Origin of the sequence: Roseibacterium elongatum DSM 19469, assembly GCF_000590925.1 — a bacterium.
In the GTDB taxonomy this organism is placed as follows: domain Bacteria; phylum Pseudomonadota; class Alphaproteobacteria; order Rhodobacterales; family Rhodobacteraceae; genus Roseibacterium; species Roseibacterium elongatum.
Genome location: NZ_CP004372.1, coordinates 24313 through 44147, shown reverse-complemented (window position 1 = coordinate 44147; position 19835 = coordinate 24313). Strand labels below are relative to the sequence as shown.

Genomic DNA, 19835 nt, shown 5'->3' with positions numbered 1-19835 from the left:
GGACGCGACACACCGGCATGGCGCTATGGATCCCGATTACCATCTTCGCGGCTTTCATGCAGAACCTGCGGTTTCTGCTGCAACGCCATCTCAAGGTGACAACGCTGTCCACGGCCGGGGCGACTTGGGCACGGTTCGCCTATTCCGCGCCGCTCGTGGCGGTTCTCGTCGTGGTCTATCTGGGGCTAAGCGGTCAGGCGCTGCCCCGCCCTGACCTGCGATTTTGGGCGTTTCTCGTGCCCGGAGCGCTGGCGCAGATTCTGGCGACGATGTGTGTGGTGGCGCTGTTCGCGTTTCGCAATTTCCCCGTCGGGATCACGCTCAAGAAATCCGAGGTGATGCTGTCGGCCCTGATCGGCTTTATTCTGCTGGGCGAAGGGCTCTCGGGGGTGTTGATCGTCGCCATCGTGGTGGGCTTTGTCGGCGTCGTCCTGCTCTCCGATCCGCCGCGGCCCGACGCTGCGCTGCCGATCTGGCGGCGGGTGGTCAACCGGGCCTCCGGCTTTGGCCTGGCCTCCGGCGTGTTGTTCGGCGTTTCGGCGGTGGGCTATCGCGGGGCCTCGCTCGCGCTGCCCGACGGCGATGTGTTCCTGCGCGCCAGCCTGACGCTGGCTGCGGCGACGGCCGTGCAGACCCTGGCGCTGGGCGCCTGGCTGGCCCTGCGCGAGCGCGGCGAGATCGCCCGCGTTGCGGCCAGTTGGCGGGTCTCGGCCCCCATGGGGGTGGCCTCGATGCTCGGCAGCCTCGGCTGGTTCACCGCCTTCACGCTGCAGACCGCCGCGCTGGTCAAGGCGCTGGGGCAGATCGAGCTGCTGTTCACCTTCCTGTTTTCCGTGTTCTGGCTCGGCGAACGCTCCTCCGCCAAGGAACTGACCGGCGTGGCGTTTCTTTTGGCCTCAATCGGGCTGATTTTCCTGGGAAGTCTCTGATGCTGTCCATCGCGCTGGCCATCGCGCCCATCTTCCTCCTGATCGTGACGGGCTATGTGCTGCGCCGTGGCGGGATCCCCAGCATGGAATTCTGGAACCTCAATGACCGGCTCGTCTATTTCGTACTGATGCCGGCGCTGTTTTTCGTGCGCATCTCCGAGGCCGACCTCTCCGATCCTGTTCTGGTCCCCTTTGCGCTGACGCTCTACGGCGGGTTCTTCGCGGCCGTCGCCTTCGGCAGTCTCGCCGCCTGGTGGCTGGGGCGCGGGGGGGCGGTCGGGACCTCGGTGATGCAGGGGGCCGGGCGGTTCAACACCTTCATCGCGCTTGCCGTCGCCGAGGCGCTGCATGGCATGCCCGGTCTGCAACTGGCCGTTCTGGGGGCCGCGGTCCTGGTACCCGTGGTCAACCTGACCGTGGTCTCCGCCTTTGCCGTCATGTTGCCGCGCCCCGGGGGGCGGGTGGTGCGCGGCGCGCTCGTCAGCCTCGGGACGAACCCGCTGATCCTGTCCATTCTCGCAGCGATCGCCTTCAACGCCCTGGGTTGGGCCCCGATCCCGGTGATCTCCGACACCCTCTCGGTCCTGGGGCAGGCGGCGCTGCCGATCATGCTGCTTTGTGTGGGGGCCAACCTGAAGATCCGTGGCCTTAGCGCCGATTGCAAACCGATGGCCCTGTCGGCGATCGGCAAGCTGGTCGTGTTCCCGCTGGTCATTCTCGGGGTCGCGCTGCTTGTCGGGCTGGATCCGTTGGCCGGTCAGGTGGCGCTGATCTATGGCGCCTTGCCTACGGGGGGCCGCCTACACGCTGGCGCGGCAGTTGGGGGGCGATGCGCCCCTGATGGCCGCGATGATCACGGTTCAGACGGCGCTCGCCTTTGCGGTAATGCCGCTCTGGCTGTCTCTCGCGGCGCGGCTTTTCGCTGGCTGAGCCGCTGCCCCCTTCATCTTGGCAAGAAAACTCCCGCCGGAGCCACAAGCGGCGCCGAGGGGCTTCATGCCCCGAGGCGCCGCTTCGCGGGTCGCGGCCGCAAGGCCGTGAAAGCCCTGCTCAGAGGCGGCGAAACCGGCTGATCTCGGTCGAGTTGTCGAAAAAGGGCACACCGGGGTGGGCCGTGCCGGTCAGGCGGGCGGACAATTCGGCCAACACCACCTCAGTGATGAAGGGCATGTCATAGGTCCGCACCTCGTCCAAGGGCACCCATTGCAGATGGCTCAACTCGTCCTCAGCCCGGCTGAAATCATCGGGGTCATTGGCCAGGGTCTCGGCCTCCGCCAGCAGGAACCGCGCATCGAACCGGCGCGGCCGCCCCGGCGGGGTGATGGCGCGGAAGACGAATTCGAGCGCGCCGCCATCGGGCAGATGCCCGGTGGCGAGGTAACCGCGCCAGCCTTTTGGCGCCTCGATCGTGCCGGCGCGCGGATCGGGCGCGCCCAGCAACAGCCCGGTTTCTTCCCACAACTCGCGGGTTGCGGCGGCCAGTACGGCGGCGGCGGGGGTGTCCGTTTCCAGCGCCAGCCGGCTCGTGCAGGCCTCGGACGGGGGCCGCGCCCAGGGGATCGTGGCATCCACGCTGTCCACAGCGCCGCCGGGAAACACGAATTTCGACGGCATGAAGGCCGCCCCCTTGCCCCGTTGCCCCATCAAAACGCGTGGGCGCGTGGCCCGGTCGCGCAGCACGATGATGGTCGCCGCGTCGCGGATCGCCGTCTTGTCCATCAGAACCCGTGCATCCTCTTGGCCCATTGGATGCCCAGGATCATGCCCTTGAACCTGGGCAGCAGGTACAGCGCCATGGCCACAACACCGATGGAAAAGGTCACGGCCAGCACGGCGGCGGGCGGCTGCCAGGTTTCATAGGTCAACAGCATCAGCGTGCCCATCACCTTGGCCGTCACGAGAATCGACAGATAGGCCGGCCCGTCATCGGCGCGCGCATGGCTCAGGTCCTCGCCGCAGGAGGGGCAGCTTGGCGTCAGCTTCAGATAACTGTCGTAGATCGCCCCCTCGCCACAGCTGGGGCAGCGCCCGCGCATGGCCTTGGCGATGGCGGGCCATGCCGGGCGTTCCGGCGGGGCGGGGGCGAATTCGGGGCGCAGGGCCGGGTCGTCATGGGTCATGCCGGGCAAGATGATGCGTCGCGCGGCCTGCGTCCAGTCGGCTGTTGGGGCGGGCAGAAAGAAATTGCGACGGAAATTCCCGGCCGCCGCGTGAGACAGGTCAGACAGCCAATGAACAAAGGAGACTTCGCATGTCGATTTGGAAAGCAGCCCTCTTGAGCGCCCTGATCCCCGTGGCGGCCCTTCCGGCCCTTGCGCAGGACGCGGAGGTGATCGCCCCGACCGAGCAACCGCGGGCCGAGCGCCTGTTTCAGATGTTCGATTTCGACGGCGACGGCACCGTGACCCGCGCCGAGGTCGAGAATGCGCCCGAATTGCGGTTCCAGGCGGCCGATGCCGATGGCAATGGCGTTCTGGATCGCGCCGAACTGGTCGCGCAGGGCACCGCGCGGGCCGAGGCCCGTATCGCGGCCCGCGTCGAGGCCGGGGTGGATCAGATGATCGACCGCGCGGATGCGGATGGGGACGGCGTGCTCGGCGCCGAGGAAATGGCGAATGCGCGCCCCGACCGGGGGGATGTCGGCCCGCGCGGGATGCGCGGCGCTTGGGGTGATCGCGCCGAGCGTGGCCAGGTCGCGGGGCGGGGCGGCATGCCCGATCCCGCGCGGCTCTTTGACATGGTCGACGCCGATGACGACGGTGTCGTCTCCGAGGCGGAATTCACCGCCGCGATGGAGCAGATGATGCAACGTCGCGACGGTGGGCGTCGCGGCTGGGGGCACCGCGGCTGATCTGCCGGGGATCTGATCCTGCCATGGGCGCGGTGCGAAATCTGCCGCGCCCATGGCGCAATGCCCCGTCCGGGGCTATGGGGTTGCATGGCTTTGCGCGACGCGGAACTGCAAGAATTGGGCGATGGCGCGCTCATGGTCCTGTTTGCGCGGGGCGACCACGGGGCGGCGCGGCTGTTGACCGACCGCCTGTTGCCACGGGCCTGGCGCCACGCTGCGCGGGTGCTGGGCGATCCGGCCGAGGCCGAGGACGTGGCGCAAGAGGCGATGCTGCGCCTGTGGCGTGCCGCGCCCGACTGGCGGCAGGACGGGGCCGCGCAGCCGGCGACATGGCTGCACCGGGTCGTGGCGAATCTGGCCGTGGATCGGTTGCGCCGCGCGGGCCGGTCCACCGGGCTGGACCCCGAGGCCGATCCGCCCGACGATGCACCCGGTCCCGAGGCCCGGATGATCGATGCCGGTCGCCGCTCGGCGCTCGATGCGGCCTTGGCGACATTGCCCGAGCGGCAGAGACAGGCGGTTGTCCTGCGCCATATCGAAGGGATGTCGAACCCCGAGATCGCCGAGATCCTCGGCATCGGCGTCGAAGCGGTCGAAAGCCTGACCGCGCGGGGCAAACGGGCGCTGAGGAAGGCGCTGGAAGGACAGAAGGAGGCGTTGGGCTATGGTGATTAAGGCAGATCGAGACGACCGACTGGACCGGATTCTGGCCCAGGCCCGCGGAACGACGCCGTCGGACGATCTGGTCGCGCGCGTGCTGGCCGATGCCGCCCGCGTTCAGGAGGACGCGGCCGCACAGGTGCAGCCATCCGCTGCCCCGACGGCGCCCCGCGGCCGCCGGTTCCGCCCGGCCTGGGTGTCGGCGATCGGCGGCTGGGGCGGGGTGTCGGGCGTGACCCTTGCGGGGGTTGTCGGCCTTGTGATCGGCTTTGCGATGCCCGACACGATTGATGTGCTCAGCGGCGGACAGATCTGGTCGCTATCGGGGGGCGGAGGCGTCACGCCCGATCTGAGCAGTCTGGCATGGGAGGAGGGCGGCGATGTCTGATCCGAACACGCCCCAGACCCCGACACCGCCCGACGCTGCGCCGCGGCGCAAGACCGGCCCGGTGGTCAAACTGGTGCTGGCTGTGTCGCTGGCGTTGAATGTGCTGATCATGGGCTTGGTGGCCGGGGCGGTCACGGGCCGCATCGGGCCATCCGGCCCCGATGAGCTGCCTGCGCTGCGGGCGCTTGGCCTCGGCCCCTTTGCCGTGGCGCTTGACCGGGATGGCCGCGCGGCCGTGCGCGATGCCCTGGGTGAACGTCGGGCGGCCCTGAGGGCCGAACGGCGCATCATCGGCGACAGCCTGCGTGCCGTGCAAATGGCCCTGCGCGCCGATCCGTTCGATCGGGCCGGGGCCTCCGCGGCCATGGTGCGGTCGCGGGCCGCGGCCGAGGCGCTGCAACGCCACGGACAAGAGGCGTTGCTGGATCATCTGCAATCGCTTCCGTTGGAACGGCGCATCGCCCTGGCCGACGATCTGGGCCGGGCCATGCGCCGTTTCGACGGGCGCGCCCCTGATCGCGCGCCGGATCGGTGACGCGATCCGGCGCGTGGTTGCACCGAGAGGCGGCACGGAGGCGTCGTCCGGCGGTGGCCGACGGCCTGCGGTCACGCGGCGGGGCGATTGGCCAGCGTGACCTGATCACGGCCATGGGTCTTTGCGCCGTAGAGCGCCCGGTCTGCCCGATCGATGGCACTTTGCGGGGTTTCGCAGCTGGGCTCGCCCGACACCAGCGCCAGCCCCACGCTCAGGGTGACCCTGAGCGGCGCAGGTGCGGCATCGATCTCGAAGGTGGTGTGCCCGATGGTGTGGCGCAGGCGTTCGGCGCAATCCATGGCGGCCTTCAGGTCGCAAAAGGGCAGGGCGACCAGAAATTCCTCGCCCCCGATACGCGCCAGCAGATCCCTGTTGCGCAACTGGGCGCGCAGGCGTCGCGCGACCAGCGCAAGGACCTGATCGCCGACCCGATGCCCATGGCGGTCGTTGATCGCCTTGAAATAATCGAGATCCAGCATCATCACCGCAACGCCCCGACCGGGGCGCGCCATCATCTGCTCCAGCCGGTAGAGCGCGTAGCGGCGATTGTGCAGCCCGGTGAGGCTATCCGTCATGGCCAGCTCGAGCCCCGCTTTCACGGAGGCCCGCAGGGTGTCCGCCTGCCGTTTGCGCGCCAGTTGGGCGCGGATGCGGATGGCCAGTTCCTGCGGGTCGAACGGGTCGAACAGGATATCCGACGCCCCCAGATCGAGGGCGCTTGCGGCGCGCTCGCTGTCGCCCTCGGGCAGGATCATGATCGCGGCCGCGTGGCGCGTATGCTGACGCGAACGCAGGTCGGACAAAAGGCGCATGCCGTCGTTGCGGGCCCCGAGGTCGGCGGCGATGACGAAGACATCCGGCACCTCTTGTGCGGCGTTGCCGGCCTGGGACAGGGCCGCTTCGCGCGGCAGTACGACGACCTCGTCGCACAGGCGCATGTCCAGGGCGTTTTTCCAGATCACCGCACCGCGCGCGCCCGGCGCCACAAGCGCGATTCGGGCCGGACGATCCTGCGCCGAGAAGCCGCCCATCGCCTCGGCAAAGCCCAGATGCGCGCTGCAGGCATCGCGCGCCTGCAGGTCCTGCACCGCGTCTCGGGCACGTAGCAGCGACCGGACCCGCGCCAGCAGGGTCACCTCGTCGACCGGCTTGGTCAGGAAATCGTCGGCCCCGGCCTCCAACCCGGCCATTTTCGAGGCATGATCGGCCACGGCCGTGACCAGGATGACCGGGATGCCGGCGGTGGCCGGGTCCGCCTTCAGGCGTCTGCATGCCTCGAGCCCGGACATGTCCGGCAGGCTCAGGTCAAGCAGGATCAGATCCGGTGCGTTGCGGCGCGCCGCCGACAGCGCATTGGCCGCCGTGTCGGCTTGGTCGACGTCATAGCACGCAGCGGCCAGTTTGACCTTCATGACGATGCGATTCGTCGCTACATCGTCAACGATCAAGATGCGCCCCGTCATGCGTTCCTCGCCCACTGGTGTGATCCAGATATGGTCAAGGTGTCGCGGACAATGGTTAATAAATACTTTAACCGGAAGGTCAGAATTGGGAATGAAGCAGGAAATCGCCGAAACCCGCGCGTTGCAGGTTCTGGGGTGGTTGGCGGGAAAGGACGATCTGCTGCCCGTGTTCATGGGCGCCACCGGTGTGGCCGAGGCAGATCTGCGCCGCCGCGCCGCCGAGCCCGAGTTCCTGGCCTCGGTCCTCGACTTTGTCCTTATGGACGATGCCTGGGTGATCGGGTGCGCCGATGCGCAGGGATGGCCGCCCACCGATATCGTTACGATCCGGGCGGCTCTGCCCGGTGGGCAGGTGCCAAGCTGGACCTGACGGGCGCCACGGCGTCCGCGCTTTGCAATGAAATTCGAGGGTTAGCTGTCTTCGCCGGCGGTGAGGCGCTTCAGCAGGGTCTTGAGCGTCGCCTCTTCTTCGGTCGTCAGCTTGGACGAGAAGTGCGACATGTTCTCGGAGCACAGCGGCATTGCCTTGAGCATCCGCGCCCGGCCTTCATCGGTCAGGGTCACCTCGGTCGTGCGCCGGTCCTCGACCCCCATGGCACGGCTGATCAACCCCTCGGCCTCGAGCTGGCGCAATGCGCGCGAGGTAGCCGTGCGGTCGATGCCGACAAAGTTCGCAATCTCTGACGGGTTTCTCTGACCGTCTTCTTCCACGGCCAGCAGAATGCACCAGCCCACGCGCGTCAGGCCATGTTTGCGCAACGATTCTTCAACCCGCCGCTCGACGATCCGGGCCGAGCGGGAGATGTGGTGGCCGATGCTGTCGTGCAGGCCGTATTTTGGTGTACTTCCATCCATCGTAAGCACGGCCTATACCTTCGGTGGGAGGCGAAGTCACGCGGAAATGGTTCACATTGTCGCTGGCTCCCGGTTCCGTGACCGAAGGAGGCCATCGCAGATCATGCCCATTCGCGGGATCCTGTTCGACAAGGACGGTACGCTTTTCGATTTCGAGGCCAGCTGGAGCGAGTGGGCCGCCGGCCTGTTCCTCGATCTGGCGGCCGGTGACCCCGGCCTGGCCGAGGCCCTCGCCGATCGTGCGGGCTATGACATGACGCGGCGCCGTTTCCTGCCGGGCAGCCCCGTCATTGCGGGCACGCTCGAGGAACTGGCCATGCGGCTCGATCCGCTGTTGTCCGCGCCCGGCATTGCGGTGCTGGTCGATCGCATGAACGCCGCCGCTGCCGAGGCGCCCATGGTTCCGGTGGCCCCGCTGGCCCCGCTCTTGCGCGCGTTGCGCGCCGAGGGGATGAAACTGGGGGTCGCCACCAATGCCGCCGAGGTCGAGGCGCGCGCACATCTGACCGCCGCCGGCGTCTCGGCCGATTTCGATTTCGTGGCCGGCTTCGATACCGGCTACGGGGCCAAACCCGACCCCGGCATGTGCCATGGATTCGCCGATACGATGGGCCTCGATGCGGCCGAGGTCCTCATGGTGGGCGACAGTTTGCATGACCTCAGGGCCGGACGCGCCGCCGGCATGCAGGTCGTCGGCGTTCTGACCGGGCTTGCGCCTGCCGACGAACTCGCTCCCCATGCCGATGCCGTCTTGCCCGATATCGCGCATCTGCCCGTCTTGCTGCGCGAGATGGGCGATCACGGCGCGGAAACCGCAGGATCCGGACCAAAAGCGACCCGATCCGTCGCTATCTGAAAACACATGCGACTGCCCGACAGGTGACCCTTGCACGACGGGAGGCGCTGCGTCCCGATCTGGAGAGGTTGCCATGAACGACGCCACGCCTGCCCGCCGCCGCCGCCACGGAGGCCGCCGTACAGGAACCAGCCGGGCGGCCGGCCCCGCGATCGCGCAGACGCCGTGGCGCATCCCGCTCAATACCGATCGCCCGACCGAACCGTTGGACGAGGCCGGCATCGCGGCCTTGCATTCCGGTGCGATGCGCATCCTGTCGGAGATCGGGATCGAGTTCCTGAATGACGAGGCCTTGGGGCACCTGCGCGCCGCCGGCTGCCGGATCGAGGGGCAGACCGCCCGCTTTGACCCCGATTTCGTGATGGACATGGTCGGCAAGGCGCCGGCGCAGTTCACCATCACGCCGCGCAACCCGGATCGGTCGGTCACGATCGGCGGCCGCCACATGACCTTTGTCAACGTCTCGTCCCCGCCGAATGCATGGGATCTCGAACGCGGCAAACGCCCCGGTGATTTCGCGACCTTCCGCGAATTCATGAAGCTGACGCAGTATTTCAACTGCATCCACATCGCCGGCGGCTATCCGGTGGAACCCATTGACGTGCATGCCAGCGTGCGGCATCTCGATTGCCTGTTTGAAAAGCTGACCCTGACCGACAAGGTCGCCCATGCCTATTCGCTGGGGCCCGAACGGGTCGAGGACGTGATGGAAATGGTGCGCATCGCGGGCGGCCTGACCCATGACGAGTTCGACGCTGCCCCGCGCATGTATACGAACATCAATTCGGTCAGTCCGCTGAAACATGATTGGCCGATGCTGGACGGGGCCATGCGGCTGGCGCGGCGCGGGCAACCCGTGGTGGTGACGCCCTTCACTCTGGCGGGGGCCATGGCGCCGGTGACGTTGGCCGGGGCCGTCGCGCTCAGCCTGGCCGAGGGGCTGGCCGCCATCGCGCTTCTGCAATGGATCGCGCCGGGCTGCCCGGTGGCCATCGGCACGTTCACCTCGAATGTCGACATGAAGTCGGGCGCGCCCGCCTTCGGCACGCCGGAATACATGCGGGCGACCCAGATGACGGGCCAGATGGCGCGCCATTACGGGTTGCCCATGCGCGCCTCGGGCGTCTGTGCGGCCAATGTGCCGGATGGTCAGGCGATGTGGGAAACCGGAAACTCGCTTTGGGCCGCGGTGCAATCGGGGGCCAACATGGTCTATCATGCGGCGGGGTGGCTTGAGGGCGGTCTGATCGCCAGCCCCGAGAAATTCGTCATGGATTGCGAGCTGTTGCAGCAGATCCAGCGCTATTTCGAACCGGCGCTGACAGCCACGGCCGAGGACGATCTGGCTATCGACGCCATCGCCGAGGTGGGCCCCGGCGGGCATTTTTTTGGCTGTGCGCACACGCAGGCCCGCTACCAGAATGCCTTTTACCAGCCTTTCGCGTCGGATTGGCGGAATTTCGAGGCCTGGGCCGGCGATGGCGGCGTCTGGACCGTCGAACGCGCGCATCGCATCTACAAACGCATCCTTGCGGAGTTCGAGGCCCCGCCAATGGACGCCGAGATCCGCGACGAGCTGGCCGATTTCGTCGCGCGGCGCAAGGCCCAGGGCGGCGCGCCTACGGATTTCTGAACGGCGTCAACTGTTTCTTTACGGATTTGGTCTAGCGTCGTGGAGGTCGGGGCCGTGCCGTGTGCGCCCCGCACATCACGCAGCACAAGGCCTCCACATGCATGGCATGATCAATCGCGCCCTCCAGGGGTTTCTCACGGCCCATTACGGCAGTCGGCTGTGGCACGAAATCCGCGACATGGCGGGCATCCCGCCCGAGGGGTTCGAAGCGATGCTCACCTACGACCATCGCCAGACCACGGCCTGTTTCGAGGCGGCGTGCCTTGTCCTGCACAAACACCCCAACGCGCTGCTTGAGGATCTGGGGACCTATCTGGTGACCGACCCGGCGCTCGAGCCGTTGCGGCGCCTGCTGCGATTTGGCGGCGCCACCTTTCTGGACTTTCTTCTGTCGCTCGAGGAATTGCGTGAACGTGGTCGCCTCGCCATTCCCGATCTCGAACTGCCGGAAATCTTCGTCACCTGCCTCGATCCGTCCTCGTATCACCTCCGGGCCAGTTGGGATCTGCCGGGGATCGCGCCCATCCTTCTGGGCGGCTTGCGGGCCATGGCCGATGATTACGGCGCGCTCGTCCTGCTCAGTCTCGACGGCTTCGATTCCGGGCAGGAATGCCTGCATGTCCAACTCCTGGATGCGCAATATGCCGAGGGCCGCCAATTCGTGCTGGGGGGCACGACGCCATGACCCTGGGCTTCACCAGACCACGCACCACGTCTCAGCCCGGCGAGGGCGCGCGCATCGCGCTTGCCCCGCGCGATCTGGACCGTCTGATGCCGATGCATCTGTGGCTGGCCGAAGACGGGCGTGTCGCCCATGCTGGGCCGACGATCGCCAAGATGCTCGGCGATCACCCACTCGAAGGAATGCCCCTGCTGACCATTCTCGAGATCCGGCGCCCGGCCTCGGTCACCTGTTTCGACGATCTGTTGCAGCAGGAGGGGCAACGCCTCGCCCTGGCGCTGCATGCCGCGCCGCACCTGCCGATGCGGGGGGTGCTCAGCCGATTGCCCGAGCGCTCGGGCGCCCTTCTGGACATGTCCCTGGGGCTGAGCTTCATGCGAGGGGTGGCCGAGTTCGATCTCAGCCAGGCCGATTTCTCGCCCTGCGACCAGACGCTGGAATTGCTCTATCTGCACGAGGCGAACGCCTCGATTGCGCGGCTGTCGCGGCAACTGACCGAACGATTGCGCGCCGCCCGCCTCGCGGCCGAGGCGCAGGCCCTGACCGACGATCTGACCGGTCTGGCCAACCGGCGTGCGATGGATATCGAGTTGGCGCGATCTCTGGCCGACGCTTCGGCCGATTTCGCCTTGCTGCACCTGGATCTGGACCTGTTCAAACAGGTGAACGACACCCACGGCCACGCCGCCGGCGACCGGGTGTTGCAGCAGGTCGGCCGCATTCTGCGCGACGAGTTGCGGCGCGGCGACATCGCAGCCCGGGTCGGGGGTGACGAATTTCTGGTCATCCTGCGCGACTGCACTGACCCGGATGCGATCGACGAGGTGGCCAGCCGCCTGATCGCAAGGGTCGAGGAACCGATCCCCTTTGATGGGGTGACATGCCATGTGTCGGCCTCGATCGGCATGGCCTCTACGGCGCAATATGCGCGGCGCCCTAGCCCGGATCAGTTGCAGATGGACACGGACATGGCGCTCTATCGCGCGAAACATGCCGGTCGGGGCCGCCATGCCCGGCACGACGACGGGGGCCTGCCCAGCCCGGACCGCCGCGCATCGGCACCTGCCGAGGATCGGGCTGGCGGGGGGCGACACGCCGCAGCCACCGACCCTCGCATCAAGCCGGCGGCGACTTAAATAACGGAGACAAGTGGTTACGATTGGATCTGCAATGTCTTCGGAAAAAGCTGTGTCGCGCTCGCGCGCCGTGCCGTCCTCGCGTCTGGCGCGTATGGGACGCATGGGGGGATTGGCAACGGGGTTGGCGGGCGGCGTCGCCGTCGGCGGGGCCCGCGCCCTTGTGCGGGGCGAACGCCCGCGTCTGGACAAGCTGTTGCTGACGCCCGGCAACCTGACACGCGTCGCGGACAAACTGGCCGATATGCGCGGCGCGGCCATGAAGATGGGGCAGCTTTTGTCGATGGAAACCGGCGACATGCTGCCGCCGGAATTGGCCGATATTCTCGCGCGGCTGCGCCAGGATGCGCATTTCATGCCGCCCAAGCAGCTCAAGACCGTTCTCGAAACTGCCTATGGCGCCCAGTTCCGGCGCAAGTTTCGGGGGTTCGACACCACGCCCCTGGCCGCGGCCTCGATCGGGCAGGTCCACCGCGCCACCGCCGCCGATGGGCAATCGCTGGCGATCAAGTTGCAATACCCCGGCGTGCGCGATGCCATCGACAGCGACCTGGACAATGTCGCGGCGCTGATCCGATGGTCCGGCCTGATGCCGGAGGGGTTGGATATGGGCCCGCTGCTGGCCGAGGCACGGCGCCAGTTGCACGAGGAGGCCGATTACGATCGCGAGGGGTATTACCTCGCGCGGTTCCGGGCGCTGCTGACCGATGATGATCGCTTCGCGGTACCCGCGCATCGCCCCGACCTGTCGGGGCCCGATGCATTGGCGATGTCCTTCGAGGCGGCCGAGCCGATCGAAACCCTCGCCCATGCGCCCAAGCCGATGCGCGATCACGTCATCTCGGCCCTGATCGAGCTGACCTTGCGGGAGCTTTTCGAGTTCCGCCTGATGCAGACCGATCCCAATTTCGCCAATTACCGTTGGCGCCCCGAGACCGGGCAGGTGGTGCTGCTGGATTTCGGCGCCAGCCGCGAGATCTCGGCCGAGGTGGCCGAGGGCCACCGCGATCTGATGATCGCGGGTGTCCATCGTGATCGTAACGCGACGATGACGGCGCTGGAGCGGTTGAACTTCATCAAGCCCGATCTCGCGGATCACCATCGGGACACCATTCTCGACATGGCCGAGATCGGGTTCGACTCGATGTCGGCTCCGTTCGAGTTCGAGGGCAACGACCTGGCCGACAAGATGCGCCGCCGCGGCATGGAGATCGGGACCGAGCGCGAGTTGTGGCACATCCCGCCGGCGGAAACGCTGTTTCTGCAACGCAAGATGGGCGGCCTCTACCTGTTGGGCACGCGCATCGGCGCGCGCGTCGACCTGCCGGCCTTGATGTCCCGCTACATGTAGAAAAAAGGGCCGCGACCCTTTCGGGTGCGGCCCAGTCCGACTTCGAAGGGACTCGAAGCTGTCGTGTCAGAGGTCGTTCTCTTCGGCGAGAACCTGATCCTCTTTCATCTCCAGCCACATCGCGTTGACCACGGCGATGAGGGCGGCGAGGGGAAGGCCGAGAAGCCAGGCAAAATACCACATCTCTTGTGTCTCCTTCAGTAAACGGTGTCGCTGTTGGCGGTGACATCGGCCTCGGTGACCTTGCCCCACAGCACTTTGTAGACCCAGGACGTGTAGGCCAGGATCAGCGGCATGAAGATCAGGGTCACGATCAGCATGATGAACAGCGTGAGGTGGCTGGACGAGCTGTCCCAGACCGTCAGCGACGAGTTCGGATCGACCGTCGAGGGCAGGATAAAGGGGAACATTGTCAGACCCACGGTCGAGATCATGCCGAAGATGCCCAGTTTCGACCATAGCAGCGTGCCGACCTCGGAGCCTGCGCGCAGCCCGCGCACGGCCAGCGCGGTGCCGAGGAAGCCGAAGATCGGGGCGATGATGATCCACGGACGCTCCGAATAGGCCGACAGCCAGCTGTTGGTGCGCACCACTTCGCTGTGCAGCGGGTTCGAGGGGCCGTTGGCGACAACCTCGGAGGCCAGCGCATACCCTTGGATGCCCATGGCCAGCCAGACACCCGAGAGCGCAAAGCCCGCCAGCGTGATCAGGCCGGTGACGAAACCGATGTTGCGGGCGCGCTGGGCGACGTTGCCTTCGGATTTCAGGACCAGCCAGGCCGCCCCATGGGTCAGCAACATCGCCAGCGAGACGACCCCGACCAGCAGGGCGAACGGGTTCAGCAGCCCAAGGAACTTGGAATAGAACGCGCCGTCATACATCGGATACAGCGTCTCGGTCAGGTGGAAGGGCGCGCCTTGCAGCACGTTGCCGACCGCTACGCCGAAGATCAGCGCGGGCACGGCGCCCCCGGCGAACAGCGCCCAGTCCCAGGTGTTGCGCCAGGTCTGCGAGGCGCGCTTGGAGCGGTACTTGAACGCCACGGGCCGCACGATAAAGGCCGCAAGCACGACGAACATCGCAAGGTAGAAGCCCGAGAAACTGACCGCGTAGAGCGGCGGCCATGCGGCGAAGATGGCGCCGCCGCCCAGGATGAACCAGACCTGGTTGCCTTCCCAGACGGGCCCCACGGTGTTGATCGCCATGCGGCGCTCGGTGTCGGTTTTCCCGACAAAGGGGAGGAGCGCGCCCACCCCCATGTCGAAACCGTCTGTCAGCGCGAAGCCGATCAGGAGGACGCCAAGCAGCGCCCACCAGATGACCCGCAGCACATCATAGCTGATGAGTTCATGAAGGATCATTGTCTTTTACTCCGCGGGGGTTGCAGCAGGGCCGGTGACACCGGGAACCTTGCCGTCATGGGTGCGCAGGCGATGCTCGTGACGGGCCATCCAGGCATCCGTTTCCTCGACGTCGAGGTAGGGACCCTTGCGGATGTATTTCACCATCAGCCCGACCTCGACCACGAACAGGATCGAGTAGAACAGCATGAACCCGGCCAGCGTGATCAGCAATTCGGTCGCGCCCAGGTGGCTGACCGACATCGCGGTCGGCAGAATGCCGTCCACCGTCCAGGGCTGGCGTCCGTATTCGGCCACGAACCAGCCCATTTCCGCCGCGATCCACGGGGTCGGGATGACGACGACCGCCCCCCACAGGGCCCAACGCGGGAATTGCATGCCCCTGAAGGACGCGCGGTAGAAGAAATAGGCCATCATGCCGATGAAGGCGAAGCCAAGCCCGACCATGATCCGGAAGGCCCAGAACAGGGGCAGGACGCCGGGAATGGTGTCTTCGGCGGCCATCGCGATCTGTTCGTCCGTCGCATCGCGCGGGTTCTCGACGTAGCGCAGCAGCAGGAAGGCAAAGCCCAGATCGGCCGAGTGTTCCTCGAACGTTGCCATCACCGCGGGATCGACGTTTTCGCGATCGGCACGGATCGTTTCCAGCGCATCATAGGCGATGATGCCCGAGCGGATGCGATCGTTGGCGCGCGCCTCCAGCTCGTCGATGCCCGGGATCTCGTCATCGAGCGACCGGGTGCCGATCAACCCCATGGCCCAGGGAATATGGACGGCGAAGTGGGTCTCGCGCTCGTCCTGGTCGGGAATGCCGACAAGGGTGAAATGCGCGGGCGCTTCCTCGGTGTGCCACATGGCCTCGATCGCGGCGAGTTTCATCTGCTGCGAATGCGTGGCCGAATAGCCCGACTCGTCGCCCAGAACCACGACCGACAGGGCCGAGGCCAGACCGAAGGACGAGGCCACCGCGATCGAGCGGCGCGCGAGGTCCAGGTGACGCCCCTTGAGCATGTACCAGGACGACACACCGATCACGAAGACGGCGGCGGTGACGTAGCCGGCGGAAACGGTGTGCACGAACTTGGCCTGGGCCACCTCGTTGAACAGCACCTCGAAGAACGAGGTCATCTCCATCCGCATGGTGATCGGGTTGAACTCGGCCCCGACGGGGTTCTGCATCCAGCCATTGGCGATCAGGATCCACAGCGCCGACAGGTTCGAGCCGATGGCGACCAGCCAGGTGACAACCAGGTGGCTGACCTTGCTGAGCTTGTCCCAGCCAAAGAACATCAGACCGACGAACGTGGCCTCCATGAAGAAGGCCATCAGGCCCTCGATGGCCAGCGGCGCGCCGAAGATGTCACCGACGTAATGCGAGTAGTAGGACCAGTTCATGCCGAACTGGAATTCCATCGTGATGCCGGTGGCCACGCCCAATACGAAGTTGATGCCGAACAGCGTGCCCCAGAACTTCGTCATTTGCCGCCAGATGGGGCGGTTGGTCATCACATAGACCGTCTCCATGATCGCCACGATGATCGACAGACCAAGCGTGAGCGGCACGAAGAGGAAGTGATACATTGCTGTCATCGCGAATTGCAGCCGCGACAACTCGACAACATCGAGCTCCATGTCTCCGTCTCCTCAGACTCGCGCGAGAGGAGAATCCCTCCGCGTTCCGAGGGTGGTTCTTGCGCGGTATGCGATGGTCCACTTTGATGCAGATCAAAAAAGTATAGAATGGATATAGTTTAAATCGACAACGATTTGTCGCAGGCTTGAATATCAGCCTGTCGGTGCGTTGCGATAAGGATAGCGGCGCTTGGCAATTGATGTCTGATCGCGGCCAGAACCCAGGCCGACATGCCCGCCTCGAGGCCTTCGGTCGGCTCATCCAGAAGAAGAACATCCGGGCGGCGCAGCGCCACGCGGGCGAGCGTCAGGCGACGGGTCTCACCGCCGGACAGGCCGCTGCCCGCCTCGCCCAGGCGCATGTCCAACCCACCGTCACGCGCCACGACCGGCCAGAGGCCAAGCGCCTCGAGAAGGGCGGTCATGTCGTCATCCGATGCCGCCGGGGCTGCCAGGGCCAGGTTTTCGCGGATCGTGCCGGAAATCAGGGCGCTGCGTTGCGGAAGGTAGCCCAGCTTGCGGCGCAACTCGGTTTCGTCATGCCTGTCTATGGGCTGCCCGGACAGCAGGATGTCGCCCGAAAGCGGGCGCGACAGACCCGACAAGGCCGCCAGCAAGGTCGATTTCCCGCGCCCCGACCGCCCCGTCAGCGCGACGGTTTCACCGGCGGCGACGCTGAACGTTAGGGGCGGCAGCAGCGCGATCTGACTGCCCGGTGGGGCGACGGTCAGGTCATGGGCCTGCAGGGCGGGGCCAGGCTCGCTTTGCCGTGCGGCCTGCGCGGGCGACGGGGCGCGCGGATCCTGCTCCAGGAGCGGCATGACGCGCCCGGCCGCATCGCGCATCCGCCCGATCTCGGCCACGCCGCGTTGCAGGGGGGCCAGAACCTCGGTCAGGGCGAGGGCGGCAAAGACGCCGATCGCCGCGACGGCCGGGGTGATGGTGCCGGCCAGGGCCAGGGCCCCGCCAATGGCCATGGCGCCAGCCGCCGCGGTCAACCCTGCCGAGGACGCCACCGCCTCGGCCCGGCGATCGAGCCGTGCAAGATGGCGCTCGGCCTGTCGCACGTCGACCTCGGAGCGCAACGCTGCCGCGCGCGAGACGGGCAAGGCACCGGCAAAGGCCAGCGCCGTGCGGCCCCGCAAATGGTCGATGGTCCGGCTGCGAAAGGCCTGCCGCGCCGCTTCGGCGCGCGCGGCCGGCGCGATCCCGGCCCGGCCCGTCAGCAGCAGAACGGCCGCCGCCCCCAGCGCAAGCGGTGCCGTGACGAGCGTGGCGACCAGCGGGGTCACAAGCCAGGCGAGCATCGCAAAGGCCAGGGACAGCGTGACCGCCCCGGCCGCGATGGGAAAAGCAAGGCGGATCGCGATGCCATCGAGGGCATCGACATCGGCGGTCAGACGGTTCAACGCCTCGGAACTGCGCAGGCTGGACAGGATCTGTGCATCGCGCCCCGACAGCCGGTCCAGCAGACGAACGCGCAGCCGCGCCAGCGCCCGCAGGGTCGCGTCATGGGTCAAAAGGCGCTCACCATAGCGCGCGGCGGTGCGCCCGAGCGCAAGAAACCGGACCCCGGCCGAGGGTCGGAACACGTCGAATGCGATGCCGATCCCCGCGATCCCGGCTGCGCCGGCGGCCACGATGAACCAGCCCGACAGGCCCAGCAAGGCCCCGCCCGCCACCAGAACGGCCACGGACAAAAGCAGCCCCCGCGACAGGGCCGCGCGCTCTTCCCGCCAGAGCAGCAGGAACAGTTTGATCAACGGGTTCATGCAGCACTCTCCGCCAGATCGGGGGCCAGGGCGATGTGGCGCGTCATTGCCGCGGCGAGGGTCGGGTCATGGGTGGCCACGATCACGGTCGCCCCGCCCGCGGACAGGCTGCACAGTGCCGTGATGATCTCGGACGCGGTGTCGCGATCGAGGTCGGCCGTCGGTTCATCGGCCAGGATGACCGGCCTGCCGGACAGGGCGGCGCGGGCGATCATCAGGCGCCGCGCCTCACCGCCGGAAACGCCCGTTCCGCTTTCGCCCAGGGGGGTGTCCAGACCTTGCGGCAACCGCGCGACGATGTCGCTGGCCGAGGCGAGGGCGAGGCCCCGCGCGATGGCATCGGCATCCGTGTCGGGCAGCCCGAGGGTCAGCGTATCGCGCAGCGGTCCGGGGTGGAAATGCGGGGCCTGCGGCACCCAGGCGACTTGAGCGCGCCATGCATCGGCGCTGGATGCGTCAAGCTCGATGTCCCCGATCCGGATGCGCCCGGCGTCAGGCGCGACAAGCCCACCGATCAGGGCGATCAGCGTCGATTTTCCGCTGCCCGACGGGCCAGTGAAGGCGACGGACTGCCCGGGGGCGATCTCGAGGTCCGGGAAGCGCATGGTCCCGAGCGCAAGGCCGTCGATGCGGATCGCGGCGCCGGGCAGCGCATCGGCGGGGGCGCCCGCACCGAGGATTTCGGCCTCGTCGCCGGCCTCGATCTCGGTCAGGTCACGGGCAACGGCCAGGGCCGCGGCCTTGTCATGCCATGCGGCGGCCAGGTCTCGCAGGGGCTGGAAGAACTCGGGCGCCAGCATCAGCAGGAATACCCCCTGGCTCAGGGTCAGCGGTGTCGCGCCCGCGCCAAAGCCGATTTCACCCAACAGTGCGAACCCCACGAAGACGGCCACCATCGCCACGCCGAGCGCCGAGAAAAGTTCGAGCACGGTCGAGGACAGAAAAGCCACGCGCAGCACCGCCATGGTGCGCGCCCGCAACCCTTCGGCGCGCTCTTCGAAATCCGACAGCATCTGGCTGCGGGCGTCGAGCAGCCGGATATCCAGAAGCGCGCCCAGACGTTCCGACAGCAGCGCCGAGAGCGAGCCGATCTCGTCCATCTGGCGTTCGCTGGCTTCGCGGGCCGCCAGACCCACAAGCGCCATGAAGACCGGGATGAGCGGGCCGGCGATCAGAAAGATCAATGCGACCGCCCATGACAGCGGCAGGGCGAGGATCAGCAAGGCCAGGGGCACCACCGCCGCCCGCATGGCCGCCGGCCGCGCGCGCATGATGTGGGGGCGCAGGTGGGGCAGCTTGTCCACCAGCAGCGCGGCCACGGCGGCGGAATTGGTGCGCCCCCCGGCCCGGGGCGACAAGCGCTCTTGCCGCGCCAGGAGCGCCGCACGCTCGGTCGCCAGGACCGCATCGGCCGCGTGATCCAGCATCGCCGCCGCGCGCCAGGACAGCCCCATGCGCAGGACGCCGACGGCGACGAAGACAGCCGTCGCGGACAGGATTGTGGCCAGGGTCGCCGTGCCCGCGACCAATGCGCCAAAGGCCAGCGCCACGGCGGCCGCCATCACCGGCCAGAGCAGGGCGGCAACGGTCGTCAGCCGCGCGGCATTGGTGATGCGACGCGCTTGCGGGGCCAAGGCCTGGGTCAGGCGTCGGCTGGCGGGGTCGGGGGTGGGTCGTTTCAAAAGGCGCATTTCAACTGTGCTTTATAAACTGTTGTGTCGGGCAAATGTG

General features: G+C 67.2%; 21 protein-coding genes. 12 read left to right on the top strand and 9 right to left on the bottom strand.

All coding sequences use genetic code 11. The features are described 5' to 3' along the window. Positions 1-17 precede the first annotated feature (17 nt). Together ROSELON_RS00215 and ROSELON_RS00210 are read left to right on the top strand one after the other, a co-directional pair. Positions 18-929: a membrane protein gene (locus tag ROSELON_RS00215; RefSeq protein ID WP_025310460.1), complete on the top strand. Its 912-nt coding sequence runs from the start codon at positions 18-20 to the stop codon at positions 927-929. After that, a complete protein-coding gene (locus ROSELON_RS00210; protein ID WP_245605383.1) occupies positions 929-2002 on the top strand; it encodes an AEC family transporter in 1074 nt (357 codons plus the stop codon). Before ROSELON_RS00215 ends, ROSELON_RS00210 begins: the two co-directional genes overlap by 1 nt. Here the strand turns inward: ROSELON_RS00210 and ROSELON_RS00205 are convergent. Next, positions 1980-2675: an NUDIX hydrolase gene (locus tag ROSELON_RS00205; protein ID WP_038649986.1), complete on the bottom strand. Its 696-nt coding sequence runs from the start codon at positions 2673-2675 to the stop codon at positions 1980-1982. The genes ROSELON_RS00210 and ROSELON_RS00205 overlap by 23 nt on opposite strands. After that, complete coding sequence (locus tag ROSELON_RS00200) at positions 2648-3049, bottom strand: DUF983 domain-containing protein (RefSeq protein ID WP_025310458.1); 402 nt, start codon at positions 3047-3049, stop codon at positions 2648-2650. The genes ROSELON_RS00205 and ROSELON_RS00200 overlap by 28 nt, the downstream gene beginning before the upstream one ends. A 131-nt stretch (positions 3050-3180) precedes the next feature. Between ROSELON_RS00200 and ROSELON_RS17185 the strand changes: the two genes are divergently transcribed. The 4 genes from ROSELON_RS17185 to ROSELON_RS00180 all read left to right on the top strand — a co-directional run bounded on the left by ROSELON_RS17185 (position 3181) and on the right by ROSELON_RS00180 (position 5363). Next, positions 3181-3780 carry an EF-hand domain-containing protein gene (locus ROSELON_RS17185; protein ID WP_156945636.1) on the top strand — a complete coding sequence of 200 codons (600 nt, stop codon included), beginning with the start codon at positions 3181-3183 and terminating at the stop codon, positions 3778-3780. Between the two features lie 87 nt (positions 3781-3867). Then, entirely contained in the window at positions 3868-4455 is a 588-nt protein-coding gene (locus ROSELON_RS00190) for an RNA polymerase sigma factor (RefSeq protein WP_025310456.1), read from the top strand. Further along, the gene (locus ROSELON_RS00185; protein ID WP_025310455.1) at positions 4445-4828 is read left to right on the top strand and encodes a hypothetical protein; all 384 of its coding nucleotides are present in this window, start codon (positions 4445-4447) and stop codon (positions 4826-4828) included. Before ROSELON_RS00190 ends, ROSELON_RS00185 begins: the two co-directional genes overlap by 11 nt. Continuing rightward, positions 4821-5363: a periplasmic heavy metal sensor gene (locus tag ROSELON_RS00180; RefSeq protein ID WP_025310454.1), complete on the top strand. Its 543-nt coding sequence runs from the start codon at positions 4821-4823 to the stop codon at positions 5361-5363. The genes ROSELON_RS00185 and ROSELON_RS00180 overlap by 8 nt, the downstream gene beginning before the upstream one ends. A 71-nt stretch (positions 5364-5434) precedes the next feature. Here the strand turns inward: ROSELON_RS00180 and ROSELON_RS00175 are convergent, their stop codons facing one another. After that, positions 5435-6826, bottom strand: a complete 1392-nt coding sequence (locus ROSELON_RS00175) for a diguanylate cyclase (protein WP_038650576.1) — start codon at positions 6824-6826, stop codon at positions 5435-5437. 91 nt (positions 6827-6917) lie between these two features. Between ROSELON_RS00175 and ROSELON_RS00170 the strand changes: the two genes are divergently transcribed. After that, positions 6918-7196: a DUF3572 domain-containing protein gene (locus tag ROSELON_RS00170; protein ID WP_198020778.1), complete on the top strand. Its 279-nt coding sequence runs from the start codon at positions 6918-6920 to the stop codon at positions 7194-7196. A 41-nt stretch (positions 7197-7237) separates the two neighbouring features. On the opposite strand, the gene ROSELON_RS00165 is transcribed toward ROSELON_RS00170, so the two are convergent. Further along, positions 7238-7681 (bottom strand): MarR family winged helix-turn-helix transcriptional regulator, encoded by a 444-nt coding sequence (locus tag ROSELON_RS00165; RefSeq protein ID WP_038650573.1) that lies wholly within the window; start codon positions 7679-7681, stop codon positions 7238-7240. Between the two features lie 103 nt (positions 7682-7784). Between ROSELON_RS00165 and ROSELON_RS00160 the strand changes: the two genes are divergently transcribed. The 5 genes from ROSELON_RS00160 (at position 7785) to ROSELON_RS00140 (ending at position 13339) form a co-directional block, all read left to right on the top strand. Beyond that, complete coding sequence (locus ROSELON_RS00160) at positions 7785-8537, top strand: HAD family hydrolase (protein ID WP_025310453.1); 753 nt, start codon at positions 7785-7787, stop codon at positions 8535-8537. Between the two features lie 73 nt (positions 8538-8610). Continuing rightward, a complete protein-coding gene (locus ROSELON_RS00155) occupies positions 8611-10170 on the top strand; it encodes a trimethylamine methyltransferase family protein (protein ID WP_025310452.1) in 1560 nt (519 codons plus the stop codon). A gap of 106 nt (positions 10171-10276) precedes the next feature. Further along, the gene (locus tag ROSELON_RS00150) at positions 10277-10855 is read left to right on the top strand and encodes a heme NO-binding domain-containing protein (protein WP_198020777.1); all 579 of its coding nucleotides are present in this window, start codon (positions 10277-10279) and stop codon (positions 10853-10855) included. Beyond that, positions 10852-11988 carry a diguanylate cyclase domain-containing protein gene (locus ROSELON_RS00145; RefSeq protein ID WP_025310450.1) on the top strand — a complete coding sequence of 379 codons (1137 nt, stop codon included), beginning with the start codon at positions 10852-10854 and terminating at the stop codon, positions 11986-11988. The genes ROSELON_RS00150 and ROSELON_RS00145 overlap by 4 nt, the downstream gene beginning before the upstream one ends. Before the next feature lie 34 nt (positions 11989-12022). After that, positions 12023-13339 carry an ABC1 kinase family protein gene (locus ROSELON_RS00140; RefSeq protein WP_025310449.1) on the top strand — a complete coding sequence of 439 codons (1317 nt, stop codon included), beginning with the start codon at positions 12023-12025 and terminating at the stop codon, positions 13337-13339. A gap of 66 nt (positions 13340-13405) precedes the next feature. Here ROSELON_RS00140 and cydX read toward each other — a convergent pair whose 3' ends face one another. The 5 genes from cydX to cydD all read right to left on the bottom strand — a co-directional run bounded on the left by cydX (position 13406) and on the right by cydD (position 19795). Beyond that, positions 13406-13522: a cytochrome bd-I oxidase subunit CydX gene (gene cydX / locus ROSELON_RS17180; RefSeq protein ID WP_051508322.1), complete on the bottom strand. Its 117-nt coding sequence runs from the start codon at positions 13520-13522 to the stop codon at positions 13406-13408. A gap of 14 nt (positions 13523-13536) precedes the next feature. Beyond that, a complete protein-coding gene (gene cydB, locus ROSELON_RS00135) occupies positions 13537-14700 on the bottom strand; it encodes a cytochrome d ubiquinol oxidase subunit II (RefSeq protein ID WP_025310448.1) in 1164 nt (387 codons plus the stop codon). Positions 14701-14706: 6 nt separating this feature from the next. Further along, positions 14707-16332: a cytochrome ubiquinol oxidase subunit I gene (locus tag ROSELON_RS00130; protein WP_025310447.1), complete on the bottom strand. Its 1626-nt coding sequence runs from the start codon at positions 16330-16332 to the stop codon at positions 14707-14709. 119 nt (positions 16333-16451) lie between these two features. Then, positions 16452-18104, bottom strand: a complete 1653-nt coding sequence (cydC, locus tag ROSELON_RS00125) for a thiol reductant ABC exporter subunit CydC (RefSeq protein ID WP_025310446.1) — start codon at positions 18102-18104, stop codon at positions 16452-16454. Beyond that, the gene (cydD, locus tag ROSELON_RS00120) at positions 18101-19795 is read right to left on the bottom strand and encodes a thiol reductant ABC exporter subunit CydD (protein WP_025310445.1); all 1695 of its coding nucleotides are present in this window, start codon (positions 19793-19795) and stop codon (positions 18101-18103) included. Before cydD ends, cydC begins: the two co-directional genes overlap by 4 nt. Positions 19796-19835: the final 40 nt, after the last annotated feature.